Source organism: Cellulosimicrobium funkei, from assembly GCF_004519295.1.
Classification (GTDB): Bacteria; Actinomycetota; Actinomycetes; order Actinomycetales; family Cellulomonadaceae; genus Cellulosimicrobium; species Cellulosimicrobium funkei.
In genome coordinates, this window is the sequence record NZ_SOZH01000003.1 from 104,588 (window position 1) to 122,097 (window position 17,510).

17 protein-coding genes are annotated in these 17,510 nt (G+C 77.6%); 5 read left to right on the plus strand and 12 right to left on the minus strand.

Annotation, left to right across the window (positions count from 1 at the left end):
• Positions 1 to 24: 24 nt before the first annotated feature.
• Together E1O70_RS03475 and E1O70_RS03480 are read right to left on the minus strand one after the other, a co-directional pair.
• Entirely contained in the window at positions 25 to 945 is a 921-nt protein-coding gene (locus E1O70_RS03475) for a ribokinase (RefSeq protein ID WP_043653989.1), read from the minus strand.
• Positions 945 to 1,688 carry a glutamine amidotransferase gene (locus E1O70_RS03480; protein ID WP_061267395.1) on the minus strand — a complete coding sequence of 248 codons (744 nt, stop codon included), beginning with the start codon at positions 1,686 to 1,688 and terminating at the stop codon, positions 945 to 947. The genes E1O70_RS03475 and E1O70_RS03480 overlap by 1 nt, the downstream gene beginning before the upstream one ends.
• A gap of 175 nt (positions 1,689 to 1,863) precedes the next feature.
• On the opposite strand from E1O70_RS03480, the gene E1O70_RS03485 reads away from it, so the two are divergent.
• The 3 genes from E1O70_RS03485 to E1O70_RS03495 all read left to right on the plus strand — a co-directional run bounded on the left by E1O70_RS03485 (position 1,864) and on the right by E1O70_RS03495 (position 3,844).
• Positions 1,864 to 2,886: a LacI family DNA-binding transcriptional regulator gene (locus E1O70_RS03485; protein WP_061267396.1), complete on the plus strand. Its 1,023-nt coding sequence runs from the start codon at positions 1,864 to 1,866 to the stop codon at positions 2,884 to 2,886.
• Positions 2,887 to 2,918: 32 nt separating this feature from the next.
• Entirely contained in the window at positions 2,919 to 3,332 is a 414-nt protein-coding gene (locus E1O70_RS03490; protein WP_061267435.1) for a VOC family protein, read from the plus strand.
• A gap of 92 nt (positions 3,333 to 3,424) precedes the next feature.
• Positions 3,425 to 3,844, plus strand: coding sequence for a hypothetical protein (locus E1O70_RS03495; RefSeq protein ID WP_128957496.1), 420 nt, complete (start codon positions 3,425 to 3,427; stop codon positions 3,842 to 3,844).
• Here the strand turns inward: E1O70_RS03495 and E1O70_RS03500 are convergent.
• Together E1O70_RS03500 and E1O70_RS03505 are read right to left on the minus strand one after the other, a co-directional pair.
• Complete coding sequence (locus E1O70_RS03500) at positions 3,841 to 4,155, minus strand: hypothetical protein (protein WP_061267398.1); 315 nt, start codon at positions 4,153 to 4,155, stop codon at positions 3,841 to 3,843. The genes E1O70_RS03495 and E1O70_RS03500 overlap by 4 nt on opposite strands.
• 34 nt (positions 4,156 to 4,189) lie before the next feature.
• The gene (locus E1O70_RS03505) at positions 4,190 to 5,530 is read right to left on the minus strand and encodes an APC family permease (RefSeq protein WP_061267399.1); all 1,341 of its coding nucleotides are present in this window, start codon (positions 5,528 to 5,530) and stop codon (positions 4,190 to 4,192) included.
• A 247-nt stretch (positions 5,531 to 5,777) separates the two neighbouring features.
• Here E1O70_RS03505 and E1O70_RS03510 point away from each other — a divergent pair, with 247 nt between their 5' ends.
• Positions 5,778 to 6,824, plus strand: coding sequence for an NAD-dependent epimerase/dehydratase family protein (locus E1O70_RS03510; RefSeq protein ID WP_061267400.1), 1,047 nt, complete (start codon positions 5,778 to 5,780; stop codon positions 6,822 to 6,824).
• Entirely contained in the window at positions 6,821 to 8,161 is a 1,341-nt protein-coding gene (locus E1O70_RS03515) for a UDP-glucose dehydrogenase family protein (protein ID WP_061267401.1), read from the plus strand. Before E1O70_RS03510 ends, E1O70_RS03515 begins: the two co-directional genes overlap by 4 nt.
• Here E1O70_RS03515 and E1O70_RS03520 read toward each other — a convergent pair.
• From E1O70_RS03520 to E1O70_RS20650, 8 genes are read right to left on the minus strand one after another with little or no spacing between them, the layout of a single operon-like run.
• The gene (locus E1O70_RS03520) at positions 8,137 to 8,391 is read right to left on the minus strand and encodes a DUF6480 family protein (protein WP_240696585.1); all 255 of its coding nucleotides are present in this window, start codon (positions 8,389 to 8,391) and stop codon (positions 8,137 to 8,139) included. The two genes, E1O70_RS03515 and E1O70_RS03520, sit on opposite strands and share 25 nt — an antisense overlap.
• A 43-nt stretch (positions 8,392 to 8,434) precedes the next feature.
• Positions 8,435 to 9,577: a glycosyltransferase family 9 protein gene (locus tag E1O70_RS03525; RefSeq protein ID WP_082774369.1), complete on the minus strand. Its 1,143-nt coding sequence runs from the start codon at positions 9,575 to 9,577 to the stop codon at positions 8,435 to 8,437.
• Positions 9,568 to 10,296 (minus strand): SDR family oxidoreductase, encoded by a 729-nt coding sequence (locus E1O70_RS03530; RefSeq protein WP_034652895.1) that lies wholly within the window; start codon positions 10,294 to 10,296, stop codon positions 9,568 to 9,570. The genes E1O70_RS03525 and E1O70_RS03530 overlap by 10 nt, the downstream gene beginning before the upstream one ends.
• Positions 10,293 to 12,506, minus strand: a complete 2,214-nt coding sequence (locus E1O70_RS03535; protein ID WP_082774370.1) for a PfkB family carbohydrate kinase — start codon at positions 12,504 to 12,506, stop codon at positions 10,293 to 10,295. Before E1O70_RS03535 ends, E1O70_RS03530 begins: the two co-directional genes overlap by 4 nt.
• A complete protein-coding gene (locus E1O70_RS03540; protein ID WP_061267402.1) occupies positions 12,503 to 13,777 on the minus strand; it encodes a glycosyltransferase in 1,275 nt (424 codons plus the stop codon). The genes E1O70_RS03535 and E1O70_RS03540 overlap by 4 nt, the downstream gene beginning before the upstream one ends.
• Positions 13,774 to 14,805 (minus strand): glycosyltransferase, encoded by a 1,032-nt coding sequence (locus tag E1O70_RS03545; RefSeq protein WP_061267403.1) that lies wholly within the window; start codon positions 14,803 to 14,805, stop codon positions 13,774 to 13,776. The genes E1O70_RS03540 and E1O70_RS03545 overlap by 4 nt, the downstream gene beginning before the upstream one ends.
• A complete protein-coding gene (locus E1O70_RS03550) occupies positions 14,802 to 15,878 on the minus strand; it encodes a glycosyltransferase family 9 protein (protein ID WP_061267404.1) in 1,077 nt (358 codons plus the stop codon). Before E1O70_RS03550 ends, E1O70_RS03545 begins: the two co-directional genes overlap by 4 nt.
• A complete protein-coding gene (locus E1O70_RS20650; protein WP_306303304.1) occupies positions 15,875 to 17,479 on the minus strand; it encodes an HAD-IIIA family hydrolase in 1,605 nt (534 codons plus the stop codon). Before E1O70_RS20650 ends, E1O70_RS03550 begins: the two co-directional genes overlap by 4 nt.
• Positions 17,480 to 17,510 lie beyond the last annotated feature (31 nt).

Sequence of the window (17,510 nt, forward strand, 5' to 3'; positions counted from 1 at the left end):
CCTTCCTCCGACGGTACGTCGGACTTAGCTGTGGAGCGGAATCCTGGTGCCCTCGGGGGCCAGGTCGGTGGCGCGCGGCAGGGAGTCGACGGCGCCGTGGCGGGTGGTGGTGGAGGCGGCGACGTGCGCCGCCCAGCGGGCGGACTCGACGAGGTCGCCGCCGTGGAGGAGGCCGTCCGCGAGCGCCGCGCAGAACGAGTCGCCGGCGGCGGTCGTGTCGACGGCGTCGACGCGCTCCGCCGGGACGGTGACGGGTGCTCCTCCTGCGGGGACGACGAGCGCGCCGTCGGCCCCGAGGGTGACGACGACGTCCCCGGGGTGGTCGAGCGCGCGGACCATGGCGAGCACGGCGTCGGTGCCGACGGGCTCGTCGCTCGCGCCGACGAGGGTCGCGAGCTCGAACCGGTTGGGCACGAGCACGCGGAACGCGGCGCGCACGGGGGCGGGCAGCGGGACGGCGGGCGCCGGGTTGAGCACCGTGGTGCCCGTCGCGGTGGCGGCGACGGCGCGCAGGGCGCCGAGCGGCGTCTCGCACTGGCACAGGACGGCGGCCGCGTCGCGGACGAGGTCGGCGCGCTCGGTGACGAACGCCTCGTCGACGACGGCGTTCGCGCCGGGCTCGATGACGATCGTTGACTCGGGCTGCTCCCACAGCACGACGGCGACGCCGGTGGGGCGGTCCGCCGTCGCGAGCCCGTCGAGGACGAGGCCCTCGACGGCGAGGCGGCGGCGGATCGCGCGGCCGTCGTCGTCGTCGCCGACGGCGCCGACCATGGCGACGCGGCGGCCGAGCCGGGCGGCGGCGACCGCCTGGTTGGCGCCCTTGCCGCCGGGGGAGCGGACGAGGCCCGTCGCGGAGACGGTCTCGCCCGAGCGGGGCAGGCGGTCGACGGTCAGCCTGAGGTCCATGTTCAGGCTGCCGACGACCACCACCTCGGGCGTCATCAGCCCGCGAGCCAGGTGACGGCCTGGCCGAACAGCGGGCCGTAGCCGGCCCAGTCCATGAACTCGCGCGGGGCCCAGTGCGGGGAGATGTCGGAGGCGAACGCGAGCGTGCGACCCTCGCCCTCGCTGCGGACGGCGACGAGCGGGCGGCCCTCGATGGTGGCGAGGACGGTCGCGTCGGCCTTGGCGGTGAGGCGCTGGTAGCCGAGGAGGATCGGCCACTCGCGGTCGAGGCCGGCGGTGACGGGGTGCTCGACGTCGGTCAGGGTGCCGCCGATGCCCTCGGGGGTCTCCTCGCGGTCGTCGTACGGGAGGATGTCGACGGGCAGGACGGCCTCGACCGCGGTGCCGTGGTAGTTCGCCTTGGCCTGGAAGCCCTGGAAGCTGAGGTAGCCGCCGGCCATCATGAGGCCGCCGCCGCGGCGGACCCACTCGGCGAGGAGCTTGAGCCGGTTCGGGAACGGGCGCCCCTGGGAGAACACGACCGGCGGGAGCAGGAGCGAGTTGGCGCCGATGTCGGACAGGATCACGACGTCGTAGGCGTCGAGCGCGTCGAGCGTGGAGGGGAAGTCCTCGGCGACGAGGTGCGAGGGCAGGTGCGTGACCTCGTGGCCCTCGGCGGCCAGCGCCTCGAGCAGGCGCGCGCACCCGATCTCGAGCTGGGCGTGGGGGAACGCGTCGTACCCCTTGTAGTCGGTGGTCGCGTTGATCCACGACTCCCCGGCGAGCAGAACCCGGCTCATCCCGGCCTCCTTGCGATCAGGTCGCGCGGCGACGTCCTCGACGACGTTGCGCAACGTTGTGTAGCTTTGCGCAAGACCGTAGGGGGCGAGCGGCGCGGCTGTCAACACCGTGCGCGGCCCGACGCTCCCGGTAGAGTGCAGGGGATCTGGGGGACCGCCCCGAGGAAGGGGAGCCATGACGCTCACGCGTGTTGCGCAACGTGCCGGCGTGTCGGCCTCGACGGCGTCGCGCTACCTGCGCGGGCAGCTCAACGTCCAGCCGGAGACGGCGGCGCGGATCGACGCCGCGGTCCGCGAGGTGGGGTACGTCGTCCCCGCGCCCGGTCCCGCCGCGCGCGACGACGAGCGTCGCACCGGGGTGGTCGCGCTCGTCGTGCCCGACTTCGTCAACCCGTTCTTCACCGCTCTCGCCGAGGAGGTCGCGCGCCTCGCGGGCGACCGCCGCGTCCCGCTCGTCGTCGCGCTGTCGACGCGGCACGGCGACGCCGAGTCCGGCCTGGGCCAGCTCCTCGCGAGCGACGGCTCGCTCGGCGGCGTCGTCTACGTGGGGATGTCCCGCACCGACGACCGGCTCGCGCGCGCCGTCGCGGACGGGCTGCCCGTCGTCGTCATCGACGAGGAGGTCGACCTCGACCTGCCCGTCGAGACGATCACCGTCGACAACTACGGCGGCGCCTACCAGGCCACGAGCTACCTCGTGCAGCAGGGGCACCGGCGCATCGCCCACGTCGCCGGGCCCGCGGAGCTGTCCACGACCCAGGACCGCCTGCGCGGCTACGTCGACGCGATGCACGACGCCGGCCTCGACGTCGACCCGGACCTCGTGCGCCACGGCCCGTACACCGAGCAGTTCGGCGCCTCGACGTTCCCCTACCTCACGCGGCCCGGGAACGCGCCGACGGCCGTGTTCGTCGGCAGCGACATCGTGGCCGTCGGGATGCTGGGCGCCGCCGAGCTGCACGGGATCTCCATCCCCGAGGACCTCTCGGTCGTCGGGTGCGACGGCATCCGTGTCGGCCAGTGGCTGCGCCCCAAGCTCACGACGCTCGAGCAGCCCGTCGTGGCGCTCGCGCTCGCCGCGATGGACGCGATCGAGCGATCGATGACCGGCACCCCGCCCGCGGTCCCGCCCGCGCGCACCGTGCTGCCGCTGCACCTCGTCGTGCGCGGCTCGGTCGCCCGGCCCGCGGACGGCTGAGGGGTGTTCGCCGGGAGCGGGCGGTGCGTGCCGTGACCGGGCTGCACCACGTCGAGATCTGGGTCGCGGACCTCGCGACGGCCCGAGCCGAGTGGGGCTGGCTGCTGGGCGCGCTCGGGTTCTCGCGCCGCAGCGAGTGGCCGGACGGTGAGTCGTGGGCCGGTGGCGGGGCCTACCTCACGTTCACGACGTCCCCGAACCTCACCGGGGCGACGCACGACCGCCGGGCCCCGGGGGTCAACCACCTCGCGTTCCGGGCCGGTGCTCCCGCGACGGTCGACGCGCTCATGGTCGCCGCGCCCGACCACGGGTGGCGCCCGCTCTACCACGACCGTTACCCGCACGCCGGCGGTCCCGACCACTACGCCGGATGGCTCGAGAACTCTGCGGGGTTCAAGGCCGAGCTCGTCGCGTCGAAGGCGGTCGGCGGGGCGACGCCTCTCTGACGGCGGCACGTCGGGCCACCCAGGGGTACGGAGGTCTGCTGTCGCGGGAACAGCGCGGCTCGTCCGTTCTGCGCTGTTGGTACCTTTCCGCCATGACGTCACGCGCAGGGTCGGAGCACGGGCCGGGCCGAGGTCGGCGGGGTGCCGCGCTCGTCGTGGGAGGTGCCGCGCTCGCCGCCGCCGTGCCCGCCGTCCTGCTGGGCCGGGCGGCCAGCGAGTACTTGTGGGAGCTGTGGTGGCTGGACGCCGGGTCGAGCGGGCTGCTCGACGGGGTGCCCGACCGGCCGGTCGCCGTCCGCGCGCTGGTCGGTGCCGTCCTGTTGCTGGTCGTCGCGCTCTCCGCCGTCGGCCTGGCGGTCCGCGCCGGGGCTCGCGGCGGGCTGACGGCCGCGGTCGCGGCTCGGTGCGCACTCCTCGGTGTGGCGATCCCGGTCGCGGTGCTCACCGTGGCGCTCGTGCTCCAGTCGACGCTGTCAGGACCGGAGCAACCCCCGTTCGTCCCGTTCTCCTAGCGGTCCTGCTCGCGGTCCTCCGCCGGGACGCGCAGTGCCCGGACGGCCACCGTCAGGCCGGCGACGAGGCACACGAGGCCGGCGACGGCCAGGAGGGCGGCGGCCACCAGGTGCTCCCGGTTGGACTCGATCGCCGCCGCGCTCCACGGCTCGGCCCGGCTCTCCGCCTGGTTGACGTAGTGCCAGACCGAGCCGAGGTGGTAGTTCCCCTCCCAGGTGGTGAGCCACCAGGCGAGGAGCGGCAGCACGACGCCGGCGGCCAGGAGCCGGGCGGCGCGGACCAGGCGACGCTCTCGGCCGATCGGGTCCACGGTCCTCCTCCGAGCCGAGCCGAGCGCCGCGCCGTCACGCCGCGCGTGCGTCCGCGGCCCGGCGGGTCCAGCGCATCACGACGTACAGCACCGCGCCGACGGCGAGCAGGATACCCGCGCGCAGCCACGTCATGGCGTCCTGCTGCGTCAGGAGCAGGACGCACGACGCCACGCCCAGCACCGGCACGACCGTCGCGACGCGGAAGTGCGGCGCGTCGACGGGGTCGCGGCGCAGCACGAGGACCGCGACGTTCGTCGAGGCGAACACGAGCAGCAGGAGCAGCACGACGGTCTCGGCGAGGCCCGCGACGTCGCCCGTGAACACGAGCCCCATCGCGACCACGGTCGTCACGACGATCGCGACCCACGGCGTGCGACGGCGGGGGAGCACGCGCCCGAGCGTGGCGGGGAGCAGGCCCTGCTCGGCCATGCCGTACGCGAGCCGGCTCGCCATGATCATCGTGAGCAGCGCCCCGTTCGCGACGGCGATCAGCGCGACGAGGGAGAACACCCACGCGGGCACCGACCCCTCCGCGTCGACGACCTCGAGCAGGGGCCCGGTCGAGCCGGCGAGCGTCTCGGGGTCGACGACCGCGACCGCGGCGACGCCCACCGCGACGTACACGACGCCCGCGGTGACGAGCGCGCCGAACAGCGCGCGCGGGTAGGTGCGGCGCACGTCGCGCACCTCCTCGGCGAGGTTCGCCGACGTCTCGAACCCGACGAACGAGTAGTACGCGAGGATGGCGGCCGCGAGGACGGCGAGCGCCGGCGTCGTGCCCTCCGCGAACTGCGTGACGCGGCCCGGCGACCCTTCGCCGCGCCCCAGCACGACGGCGGCGAGCACGACGACGAGCACGAGCCCGGACAGCTCGATCGCGGTCATCGCGACGTTGGCGCGCAGCGACTCCTTGATGCCGCGCGCGTTGAGCGCGGCCACGACGGCGAGGAACAGCACGGCCACGAGGCGGTCGGGGGCGTCGACGAACGTCGCGAAGTAGTCGCCGGCGAAGGCCAGGGAGAGGCCCGCGGCGCTCGTCACGCCTGCGGCGAGCATGGAGAACCCGACGAGGAACGACACGAGCGGGCTGCGGAACGCGCGGTCCGCGAACACGGCCGCGCCGCCGGCCTGCGGGTACTTGGTCACGAGCTCGGCGTACGACCCGGCGGTCAGCAGGGCGAGGCCGAGGGCGACGAGGAGCGGCAGCCAGACGGCGCCGCCCACCTCGCCGGCCATCTCGCCGACGAGCGCGTAGACGCCCGCGCCGAGCACGTCGCCGAGGATGAAGAGGTACAGGAGCCGTCCCCCGACCGAACGGGACAGCTTGGTGTCCGGGTCGGCGGCCTGCTGCTGGGGTGCGGTCGGTGCGCTCATCGCGTCACCGTGCCACGGCCCCGGATCGCTCGCGCCCGGTGCCGGACCGTGCGCCCGCCACGTGCGCCCGTCCCGTGCGCCCGGACGAACCCGCGCGGGCACGGCGTGCGAGCCGCCGTGCGAGCCGACAGGAGGCGTGTGAGCGTGGGAGCCCCGGGTCCAGCCACGAGCCCGTCCGCACGAGCGCGACCGGCGGGACGGAACGTCCCCGCGTGCCTGCGTCGCGCTCCGTCGCGAGGAGACGAGCATGAGCGACACCCCGGAGACCTCGAGCGCGGCCCGCACCGTGCGCCGCGCCGTCGTGCTGGGCGGTGCCGGGTTCGTGGGCAGCCACGTGTGCGAGGCGCTGGTGGGACAGGGCGTCGAGGTCGTGTGCGTCGACGACCTGTCGACCGGGCGGGTCCGCAACCTCGACGCGCTGCGCGACGAGCCGCGGTTCCGCTTCGTCGAGGGAGACGTCAGCGCCGGGATCGACGTGCCCGACCCCGAGCGGGTCGACCTTGTGCTGCACCTCGCGTCGCCCGCCTCGCCCGTGGACTACCTCCGGCTCCCGCTCGAGACCCTGCTCGTGGGCTCGGCGGGGACGCGCCACGGCCTCGAGCTGGCCGAGCGTGCCGGGGCGCGGTTCGTGCTCGCCTCGACGTCCGAGGTGTACGGCGACCCGGAGGTGCACCCGCAGCGCGAGGATTACTGGGGCCACGTGAACCCCGTCGGGCCGCGCAGCGTCTACGACGAGTCCAAGCGGTTCGCGGAGGCGACCACCGCCGCGTACCGCCGCAGCCGCGGCGTGGACACGGGGATCGTGCGGATCTTCAACACGTACGGGCCCCGGATGCGGGGGCACGACGGCCGCATGGTCCCGACGTTCGTGCGGCAGGCGCTCGCGGGCGAGCCGCTGACCGTCGCGGGTGACGGGTCGCAGACCCGGTCGGTGTGCTTCGTGGACGACCTCGTCGAGGGCATCCTCGCGTTCGCGCGCACCGACCACCCGGGCCCGGTGAACCTTGGCGACCCGACGGAGCTCACGGTGGAGCGCGTCGCGCGGGACGTGCTCGCGGCGACGGGGAGCGACGCCGGGATCGTGCACGTCGACCTGCCCGAGGACGACCCGCGCCGCCGTCGACCGGACACGAGCCTCGCCGAGCGCACGCTCGGCTGGCGGGCCCGCACGCCGTGGGCCGAGGGCCTCGCCCGGACGGTCGAGTGGTTCCGCTCCGATGGCGGCGGCGAGACGCCCGTCGCGGTCGGTGCGGCGCGCGGCGGCGCCACCGACGAGGCGGGTGAGCCGGCATGAGGGTCTCGGTGCACGGCTGCGGCTATCTCGGGGCGGTCCACGCGGCGGCCCTCGCGCGCCTGGGGCACGAGGTCGTCGGCATCGACGTCGACCCGGCGCGCGTCGCGGCGCTCGCCGAGGGCAGGGCCCCGTTCTTCGAGCCAGGTCTCGCCGCGCTCCTGGCCGACCCGGGCGGGGCGGGGTCGCTCACGTTCTCGACCGACGTCGCGCACGCTGGCGTCGCCGACGTGCACTTCCTGTGCGTCGGCACGCCGCAGTCGGCGGGCAGCGGCGTCGCGGACCTGCAGCAGCTCGAGGCGGCGCTCGCGGCGCTGCGCCCCCACCTGCGCCCGGGGTCGGTGGTGGTCGGCAAGTCGACCGTCCCCGTCGGCACGGCGGCCCGGCTCGCGACGGACCTGCCCGACGGCGTCCGGCTCGCCTGGAACCCCGAGTTCCTGCGCGAGGGGCACGCGGTCGCGGACACGCTGCACCCGGACCGGCTCGTCTACGGCGTGCCCGACGACGGCGACGCGCTGGTCGAGCGCCTCGACGCCGTCTACGCGCGGCTGCTCGACGACGGCGTGCCCCGCCTCGTGACCGACCTCGCGACCGCGGAGCTCGCGAAGGTGGCCGCCAACGCGTTCCTCGCGACGAAGATCTCGTTCGCCAACGCGGTCGCGGAGGTGTGCGAGGCCGCGGGCGGCGACGCGGTCGCGCTCGTCGGCACCATGGCGCTCGACCGCCGCATCGGCGGCGAGTACCTGGGCGTGGGCCTGGGGTTCGGCGGCGGGTGCCTGCCCAAGGACATCCGCGCGTTCGCGGCCCGGGCGCGCGAGCTCGGCGTCGGCCCGGCGGTGTCGTTCCTCGACGAGGTCGACGCCATCAACGACCGCTGCCGGGAGCGCGCCGTCGTGCTCGCGCGCACCGCGTGCGGCGGCTCCCTCGCGGGGCGACGCGTGGCGGTGCTCGGCGCCGCGTTCAAGCCGGACAGCGACGACGTGCGCAGCTCGCCCGCCCTCGCGCTGGCCCGGGCGCTCGCCGCGGAGGGGGCCGACGTCGTCGTCACCGACCCGCAGGCCCTCGCGCTCGCGCAGGCGGCCGCTCCCGAGCTCGGGTATGCCACGGACGCGCGCGAGGCGGCGACCGGCGCCGACGTCGTGGTCCTCGCGACCGAGTGGGACGAGTACCGCGACCTCGACCCCGGTGCTCTGGCCGACGTGGTGCGGTCGCCGCGCCTCGTGGACGCGCGCAACGCCGTCGACGGCGCGCGGTGGCGTGCTGCCGGGTGGGACGTGCGCTCGCTCGGGGTCGCCGCGCCGCGCGCGGCCCGGCCTCAGCCGAGCAGCCCCACGGCGTAGCCCACGAAGAACAGGGCCGTCACGACGGCGACCACGCCGACGACCCCGATCCAGACCCACGGCACGGCCCGGTGCGGGCCGTGCTCCTCGTGGCCCTGCGGCGCGCTCACCTGGTCCTCCGCGGGCGGGGTCTCGCCGGGCTGCACGTCGCCGCTCGCCGAGAAGTCGGCCGCGGACGAGCGGTGCGAGGCGTCCAGCGGGTCGGGATCGGGGGAGGCGGGTCCGGTCATGGTGCGGTCCTTCCGTCGGTGCGGGGGTCGAGATCGGGGGAGGTCATGCCTCGACGCTCAGGGCCTCGTCGCCCGCACGCATCTCGGCGGGGTCCTGCGGCCCCGCGAGGAGCGACCGCGCGGCCGCGACGACCTCGGCGACGGTGATGCGGCCGAGCGCCGGGTCGAGGTCGGCGGCGTGCGGGTCACCCCGGTAGCCGCGCGCCGCGTCGTCGGGCGCGTGCGCCGGCCTCTGCTCCGTGTCGCCGTGCCAGAGCACCGCGTGCCGCTCCGGGTCCACGGCGGGGCCCCACGTGGCGGGCGGCGTCGGGCCGAACAGCACCACCGACGGGGTGCCGTACGCGGTCGCCAGGTGGGCCACGCCCGTGTCCCCGCAGACGACGAGCCGGGCCGTCGCGACGACGTCGGCGAGCGCGGGCAGGTCGAGCGTCCCGGCCGTGTCGGTCACGCTGCCGGTCCCGTCCGGCGCCCCCGCGGGGCCGCCGAGGGCGGCGTCCGCGTCGGCCACGACCCGCGCGCACAGGTCGCGCTCGTCGGGGCCGCCCGTGACGACGACGTCGTGACCGGCGGCCGCGAGGTCGCGCGCGACCGCGGCGAAGCGGTCCGCGGGCCAGCGGCGCGCGCCGGACGCCGCGCCGGGGTGCACGACGACGTGGCGCCCGCGCGACCCCGGCGGGTCGAGCCGCAGGTCCTCGCGCGAGCACGCGCCGCCCGCCGCGGTGACGAGCCGGCACCAGCGGTCGACCTCGTGCTCGTCCGGGTCCCAGTGCGGCCCGTCGACCCCCGCGTCGCCCGACGCGAACGCGACGACCCGCTGCGGGGCGGTGTGGAGCAGCACCCGGTGGCTCTCGGGACCGCTGCCGTGCAGGTTCACCGCCACGTGCCCGACGGCGTCCGCGCCGGTGAGCGTCCGCGCCTCCTGCGCCCAGACGAGCGGCTGGAGGCCGCGGGTCGGCACGACGCCGTCGACGAGGCCGAGGTCGCGCAGCCAGCCGCCGACCTCCGCTGGCGCGGCGAGGAGCACGCGCCGACCGGGCCACGCGCGCCGCACTCCCCGCAGCGCGGGCACGGCCGTCAGCGCGTCCCCGAGCCCGAGCGCGCGCAGCACGAGGACGGTCCCCTCGTCCTGCCCCGCGCGCCCCGGCAGGTCGGGTGCCAGCTCCGTCGCGCCCGCCGTCACGGCCACGACGTCTCGCCGGACGCCATGACGAGCATCTCGCGGATCTCGCAGCCCACCGGCTGGCGCAGCGCCGTCACGACGGCCGCCGCGGTCGCGCGCGGGTCGTTGAGGTCGGCGTCCGGCCCGGGCTTGTACTGCTCGGTGCGGCCGTCGAAGAACGCGGTGCGCATCCCTCCGGGCACGAGGCACGTGACGCCGACGCGTCCCGCGAGCTCCGCGGCGAGCGCCTGGGAGAACCCGCGCACCGCGAACTTCGACGCGCAGTAGGCGGTCGCGTCCGAGACCCCCTTGAGGCCGAGCGTCGACGCCACCGTGACGACCGTGCCGCGGCGCTCCTCGAGGAACGGCAGCGCGGCGCGCACGACGGCGACCGTGCCGAACAGGTTGACGCGCACGACGCGCTCCCACGTCTCGACGTCGATCTCGTCGAGGCGCCCGCACGCGTCGGTGCCGGCGGCCGTGACGACGGCGTCGGGCGGCCCGACCTCGAGCGCGAGCCGCTCGACCGCGGCGGCCGCGGCGGCGGAGTCGGACAGGTCGACGACCGCGTGCGGCACGCCGTCGGCGGGCGCGACCCGGTCCAGGACGACCGGCTTGCCGCCCGCCGCCGTCACCGCCTCGACGAGCGCGGCCCCCAGGCCGCTCGCGCCCCCGGTGACGTAGACGGTGCCGAGCTCGCGGGGTACGGGGACGTCGGTCCGCTGGGCGGACGTGGTGGTGGTCATGCGGTGGTCTCCTCCGTCAGGGTGGGGACCCCGGGCGCGAACCGCCCGGAGCGTTCGAGGATCGAGGTCGTGGAGCGGCCGTCGACGTAGGGCAGGACGACGACCCGGCCGCCGTGGCGCCGGACCGTCTCCGCCTCGGGGAGCGTCTCCTCCGTGTAGTCGCCGCCCTTCGCCCAGACGTCGGGGCGCAGGCGGTCGAGCGCGGCGCGCGGGTCGTCCTCGTCGAACACGACGACGGCGGCCACGCAGTCGAGCGCGGCGAGGACCCGGGCCCGGTCGGCCTGCCCGACGACGGGGCGCTGCGGCCCCTTGAGCCGCTGCACCGACGCGTCGCCGTTGAGCAGGACGACGAGGTGGTCGCCCAGGCGCGCGGCCGCCTCGAGCGTCGCGACGTGCCCGGCGTGCAGGATGTCGAAGCAGCCGCCCGTGGCGACGACGGTGCCGCCCGCGGCGCGCAGCCGGGCGGCCACGGCCTCGGGCGCGTCGGGGTCCGACGGCGGGGCGTCCTGCGTGGCGCCGGAGGGGGTCGGGGCCCCTGACGCGGGACCCGTCGCGTGCTCCCGGGCCGCGCCCGGCGTGCGGTCGGCGGGGGAGTCGGCCCGGCGCCGGTAACCCTCCGCGCCGCCCGCCGCGACCCAGGCCGAGGCCGAGGCGACGGCGGCGACGACCGCCGGGACGAGGCCCTCGCCCCGGGCGAGCGCGAGCGCGGCCGTCGAGGCGAAGCGGTCGCCCGCGCCGCACGGGTCGCCGTGCGCCACGGTCGCGGGCACGTACGCCGGCTCGCCGTCCGCGCGCGCGACGAACGCCCCGCGGTCGCCCGCCGTGACGCACACCGCCCCCACGTCCCACGCGGCCGCGAGCGACCGCGCGAGGCCCCCGGGGTCGTCGGGCGTCGCGTCCAGGCCGAGCGCCTCCGCGGCGTCGAGCGCCTCCGCGAGGTTGGGCGTGACGAGCGCCGTCCCGGGCACCGGGGCGCCGCCGCGCGGGTGCGGGTCCCACACGAGCGTCCCGGTGCGGGCCGCGTGCGCGAGCGCGTCGCGGACCGGCCCGGCGTGGGTCGTCCCCGCGCCGTAGTCGGACACGAGCACGACGTCCGCGCCCGCGAGCGCCGCCCGCGCCGCGCGCTCCGACAGGTCGCCGGGTCGGGCGGGGCCGCCGTCGTCGACGCGCACGACGGTCTGGCCGCCGGAGCGCACGCGGGTCTTGCGTCGCGTCGTGCCGACCTGCGGCAGCGCGACGACGTCGAGGTGCGGGCGCAGCAGGGCCCGCAGCTCGGAGCCCGCGTCGTCGTCGCCGAACGGCGCGACGAGGCGCACGCTCGCGCCGTCGGTCGCGAGGAGCGCGGTGAGCCCCGCGCCGCCCGGGCTGCGCCGGACGCCGAGCGTGTCGACGACGGGCACGGGACCGTCGGGGGAGAAGCGGGTCACCTGGCCGTCGACGTCGCGGTCGAGGAGCACGTCCCCGACGACGACGACCTGCGGTCCGGTCCCCGCCGCGGAGGCCGGTGCGGGTGCCGGGGCCGGCCGGTCGTCGGCCGACCCGGCGCCCGGGAGGTCTGCCGCGGCGCGCGCCTCGCGGTGGCGCACGTGCGCGTCGAGCGCGGCGCACAGCGCGTGCACGACGACGAGGTGCAGCTCCTGGACGGACGAGGTCGACGCGCCGCGCAGGGCGAGCACGTCGTCGCACGCGGCCGCGAGCGCGCAGTCCCGCGGGCCCGTGAGCGCCCACGTGGTGAGGCCGAGCTCGCGGGCCCGGCGGGCCGCCGCGACGACGTTCTCGCTCTCGCCGGAGGTCGACAGGAGCACGAGCACGTCGCCGGGGCGACCGTGCGCCGCGACCTGGCGCGCGTACATCTCGGCGATGCCGTAGTCGTTGACGATCGCCGTGAGGCTCGACGTCTCCGCGTGCAGGCTGATCGCGGACAGCGGGGTGCGCTCGCCGTCGAAGCGGCCCACGAGCTCGGCGGTGAGGTGCTGCGCCTCGGCGGCGCTGCCCCCGTTGCCCGCGACGAGCAGCCGCCCGCCCGCGAGCACGGTGTCGGCGAGCCGCGCGCCCCACGCGTCGATCCGGCCCGCCTCGGCGGTGAGCAGGTCGAGGCCGTCGTGCAGGTCGTCGGCGTGCGCGCGCAGCCAGCGGCGCGCGGCGTCGTGCGGGCCGTCGCCGGACCCGGCACCGGGCGTGTCGCCGGAGGGCGTCCGGGGCGCGGTCACGGTGCGCTCACCGCCCGCAGGGCGGTGCGCCCGGCCGCCACCGGCCGGGCTCGGCCGCGCTCGGCCTGGCGGGTCGTGGTGACGCGCTCGTACGACTCGGCGGTGCGCTCGGCGACCGTGACCCAGCCGTACAGGTGCTCGGCGCGCAGCCGCGCGGCCGAGCCGAGGCGTTCCGCGAACGCCGGGTCGTCGGCGAGCCGGCGCAGCGCGGCGGCGAGCGCCCCGGGGTCGCGCGGCGGGACGAGCAGGCCCGTGCGCCCGTCGACGACCGAGTCGAGCAGCCCGCCCACGGCCGCGCCCACGACGGGACGGCCGCACGCGGCGGCCTCGAGCGGGACGATCCCGAAGGGCTCGTACCAGGGGTCGCACACGACGGCGTCGGCGGCGTGCATGAGGTCGCGCACGTCGTCCTGCGTCACGCTGCCCACGAACCGCACGCGGTCCGCGACGCCGGAGGCCACCGCGACCGCGCGCAGCCGCAGGACCTCCGGGTCGTCGTCGAGCGCGCCCGGCGCGGGGCCGCCCGCGACGACGAGCTCCGCGCCCGGCAGCGCGGCGAGCGCCTCGATGACGGTGTCGACGCCCTTGCGCTCGACGAGGCGGCCCACCGAGAGCAGGCGCAGGCGGCCGGGCTCGCGGTGCAGGTGCTCGGTGCGGTCCGGGTCGGGCAGGAAGCGGCCGAGGTCCACGCCGCACGGCACGACGTCGATGCGGTCGGGGTCGGCGCCGAGCGCGACGAGCTCGGCGACCTCGTCGGCGCACGTCGCGACGATCCGGTCGACCGCGCGGCACAGCAGGCGCTCGCGGGCCACCCGCTCGGCGGGGCTCGTGTCGTGCGCGCCCTGGTGGCGGCGCTTGACGGAGCCGAGCGCGTGGAAGGTCTGCACGAGCGGGACCCCGAGCGGGGGCGCGGACAGCAGGCCCGCGATCCCGGACATCCAGAAGTGGGCGTGGACGACGTCGGGCCGGGGCCCGGGCTCGATCCACCGCCGCAGGAGGTCGGCGCCGAACGCGTCCATGTGGGGCAGGAGGTCGTCCTTGGGGACGGGCACGGGCGGACCGGCGTCCACGTGCACGACCTCGACACCGCGGGAGAGCGGGACGCGCTCCGGGAGGGACGCGTCGTCGCGGCGCGTGAACACCTCCACGCGGTGGCCCTGCGCGCCGAGCCGCGTGGCGAGCGACGCGACGTGCACGTTCTGCCCGCCGGCGTCGACGCCGCCCAGGGCGGCGAGGGGGCTGGCGTGCTCCGAGATCATCGCGATCTTCATGAGGTCACCTCCGTCAGGACCGTGTCCCAGCGCCGCAGGAACGCGGCGTGGGAGTAGTGCTCGAGCACGTGGGCGCGGGCCGCCCGGCCGTGCTCGCGGGCGTCGTCGGGGTCGGCGAGCCAGCGCCGCGCGGTCGCGGCGAGCTCGTCGGGACGGGCGCTGAGGAGCCCCGCGGCCGGGGGCACCGCGACGGGCGCCTCGGTGGTCGGCAGCGCGAGGACGGGCATCCCGAGCGCCATCGCCTCGAGCAGGGAGAGCCCGAGGCTCGTCCAGCGGTAGGGGTGCAGGTAGGCGCGCGACGTCGCGAGCCGCGCGTGCATCGCGGCCTGAGGGACGTCGTCGTGCAGGCCGTGCGGGAGGTCGTGCGGCAGGTCGTGCGGCGGGTCGTGCGGCGCGGCGCCGGGCGCCGCGAGGTGCTCGGCGAGCTTGCCGACGCCCATGCCGTAGACGTCGAGCGGCACGTGCCGCCCCAGCCCGACGAGCACGTCGGTCCCGGCGACGCGCCAGCGCCGCACGGGCTCGTTGACGACGACCCCGACGCTCGCCCGCTCCCCGGTGTACAGCGGGCCGGGGTCGGGGATGCCGTGGTCGACGACGAGCGTGCGCGCGTCGCCGGTGTCCCACATGAGCGCGTTGAACGCCGTGACGTGCACGATCGGCACGAGGCCCTCCTCGACGACGTCCAGGTCGGCGAGCGGGTGCCGGGTCGCGGCCGCGTGGCCGGTCGGGGCGTTGTGCTCGACGTAGACGGCCGGGACGTCGCGGCCGGGCACGAGCCCGGTCCAGCGCCGCAGCAGCTCGACCTCCTCGGGGCGCTGGAGCACCACGACGTCGATCGCGCGGTCCGCCGCGAGGTCGGCGAGCTCGTCCGGCGCGACCTCGCGCGCCCCGGGCGGCCAGTCCCAGGTGCGCGCGCGGCCGCGGCCGTCGGGCCCGCGGTCGGGGACGACCGGGACCAGGTACTCGTGGCCGCCGGCGACGAACGACGTCGCCCACGACCCGTGCACGTGCCACACGAGGATCCTCATCGGGTCACCCCCACGGTCCGGAGCGGTGTCGCGCGGGGCGCGGGCGTCCCCACGACGTGCGGGACGACGAGCCGGTCGACGGCCGCGACGACGTCGTCCGGGTCGACGCCGAGGCACGGGTGGCCGGGCACCGGGCACACCCGGGCGCGCGTGCCGCGGCACGCGGCCTCCTGGTCGCCGAGCAGGACGGTCGGCACGCCCCACGGCGCCCAGCGCTCCGCGGGGACCACGGGGGCGAAGAGGGACACGACGGGCCTGCCCACCGCGGCGGCCAGGTGCGCGGGCCCCGTGTTGCCGACGACGACGCACCGGGCGCCGGCGAGCACCGCGGCCAAGCCCGCGAGGTCCGTGCGCCCCGACAGGTCCCGCGCGCGCCCGGCGGCGACGTGCGCCGCGAGGTCCGTCTCGCCGGGCCCGCCCGTGACGACCACCTCGTGGCCCGCGCGGACCAGCGCCGCGACGAGGTCGCGCGCGTGGTCGGGCGCGGGCGCCCGGGCGGGGACGGACGCGCCGGGGTGCACGACGACGTAGGGCCCCGCGGGCACGAGCGACGACACGTCGGGCAGCGGCCCGCGCACGCGCAGCCGGTCGCCGTCGGGCGGCGCGCCGAACCCCGCAGCGCGGACGAGGTCGAGCGCTGCTTCGACCTCGTGCAGGCCGTCCGCGCGGGTGTGCCGCACGTCCAGGAGCGAGCCCGGGTAGTCCTCGCTCACGGCGGCGACGCGCCCGACGCCCGCGAGCTTGAGCAGCATCGCCGCGGGCAGCGGGCTCTGGTGGAACGAGGTGAAGACGACCGCGGCGGCGTAGCGCCTCTCGGCGAGGGTCGCCACGAGGTCGAGCACGCTCGCGCGGTCGACGGGCGGGGGCCGGTAGCCGGACCAGGGGGCGTCGAAGACGAGCACGTCGCGCACGTCCGGGAGCAGCTCTGCCGCCGCGCGCCCGGCGGGGGCCGCCAGGACGTCCACGCGGCCGCCGTCGCGCGCGGTCGCGTGCGCCATCGCCCGGACCGCGGGGCCCGTGAGCAGGACGTCGCCGTCGCTGTCGAGGCGCACGGCGAGCACGTCGGCGCTCATGCCGCACGCTCCTCGCCCGGCGCCGCCGCGGACGCGCCGGGAACCGACGCGTCGGGGGAGTGCTCCCGGCGCGAGCCGGGCAGGCGGTCGTCGAGCGCGCGGACCGCCGCAGCGAGGTCCGGCACGACGCACGGGGCGGCGGCGACCTCCTCGGCGCGCGTCACGGGCGTCGGCACGAGGACCGGGGTCGCGCCCGCGGCGAGCGCGGCGGCCACGTCGGCGCCGATGTCGCCCACGACGGCGCACCGCCACGGCTCGACGCCGAGGTCGGCCGCCGCGGCGAGCACGAGGCCGGGACCGGGCTTGCGGCACGCGCACGCGTCGTCCGGCGCGTGCGGGCAGACCTGCCACGTGTCGAACGGGCCCAGCAGCTCCTCGACGCGCGCGTTCACGGCGTCGACCTGCGCGCGTGTGAGGAGCCCGCGCCCGACGCCGGACTGGTTGGACACCACGCCGAGCCGGACCCCGCGGGCGCGCAGGTCGTCGAGCACGGCGCGGGCGCCCTCGACGGGACGCACCGCCGCCGGGTCGCCGTTGTACGGGACGTCGTGCACGAGCGTGCCGTCGCGGTCGAGGAGCACGGCCGCGAGCGGCGGCGGCCACGGCTCGAGCCCGCGCCGGGCGGCGAGCGCGCCCGCGACGCGGTGCCGCACCGCGGCGAACGGGATGGCGGCGCTCGTCCACGCCATGCGCCGCAGCTCGGGCCCGAACGCGTCGTCGCCCGGTCGCGGCCCCGGCGCGAGGCGGCGCCCGAGGAACTGCGCGGTGAGGGCCGCCCACCCGAGCACGCCGAGCGCCGCGACGCGCGGGCGCCGCGCGACGAGCCCGCCGACGCCGACCGCGGCGGCCGCGACGGTCGCGACGTGCCACGCGAGGCGGCCGCGGCCGGTCTCGGCACGCTCGCGCCACCCCGGCCCGTGCAGGGCGCGGAACGTCGCGTCGTCGCGGGTCCCGGCCTGCACGCGCAGGCTCACCGCGTCGTCCGCGGGGCGCACGGGGTGCGTCGTCGTACGCGTGCCGCGCACGAGCTCCCAGCCCGCCTCGCGCACGCGCAGCGCGAGGTCGGCGTCCTCGCGGTAGGCGCGGGGGAAGCGCTCGTCGAACCCACCGACCTGCTCGAGCGCGGCGCGCCGGTACGCCATGTCGGCGGTCGCCCAGGCCGCGCGCTCGAGCCCGGCGGTCCCGCGCTCCCAGTCCGTCGGACGGCGGTGCGCGGGCAGCGGCACGTGCAGGCGGCCCTGCACGCCGCCGGTGCGGGGCGTCGCCGCCGCGAGGTCGTGCGCGAGGAGGCGCGCCCACCCGGCGGGGAGCTCGACGTCGTCGTCGAGGAGCACGACCCACGGCGCGGTCGTCGAGCGCCACCCGGCGTTGCGCGCGGCGGCCGGGCCCCGGCCCCCGGTGCGCACGACGCGTGCGCCGAGCGCACGGCCGGCGTCCCCGAGGTCGAGCGGGTCGGGCACCGGGTCGGTCGAGCCGGGCGGCGGCAGGCGGCGGTCGTCCGCGACGACGACCTCGGCCGGCCCGGGGGAGCCCGGGCCGTCGGCCTGGGCGACGAGGGTCTCCAGGAGCCGGTCGAGCGACGGGCGGCCGATGGAGGGCACGACGACGGCGTACGGCACCGGGGAAGCGGGA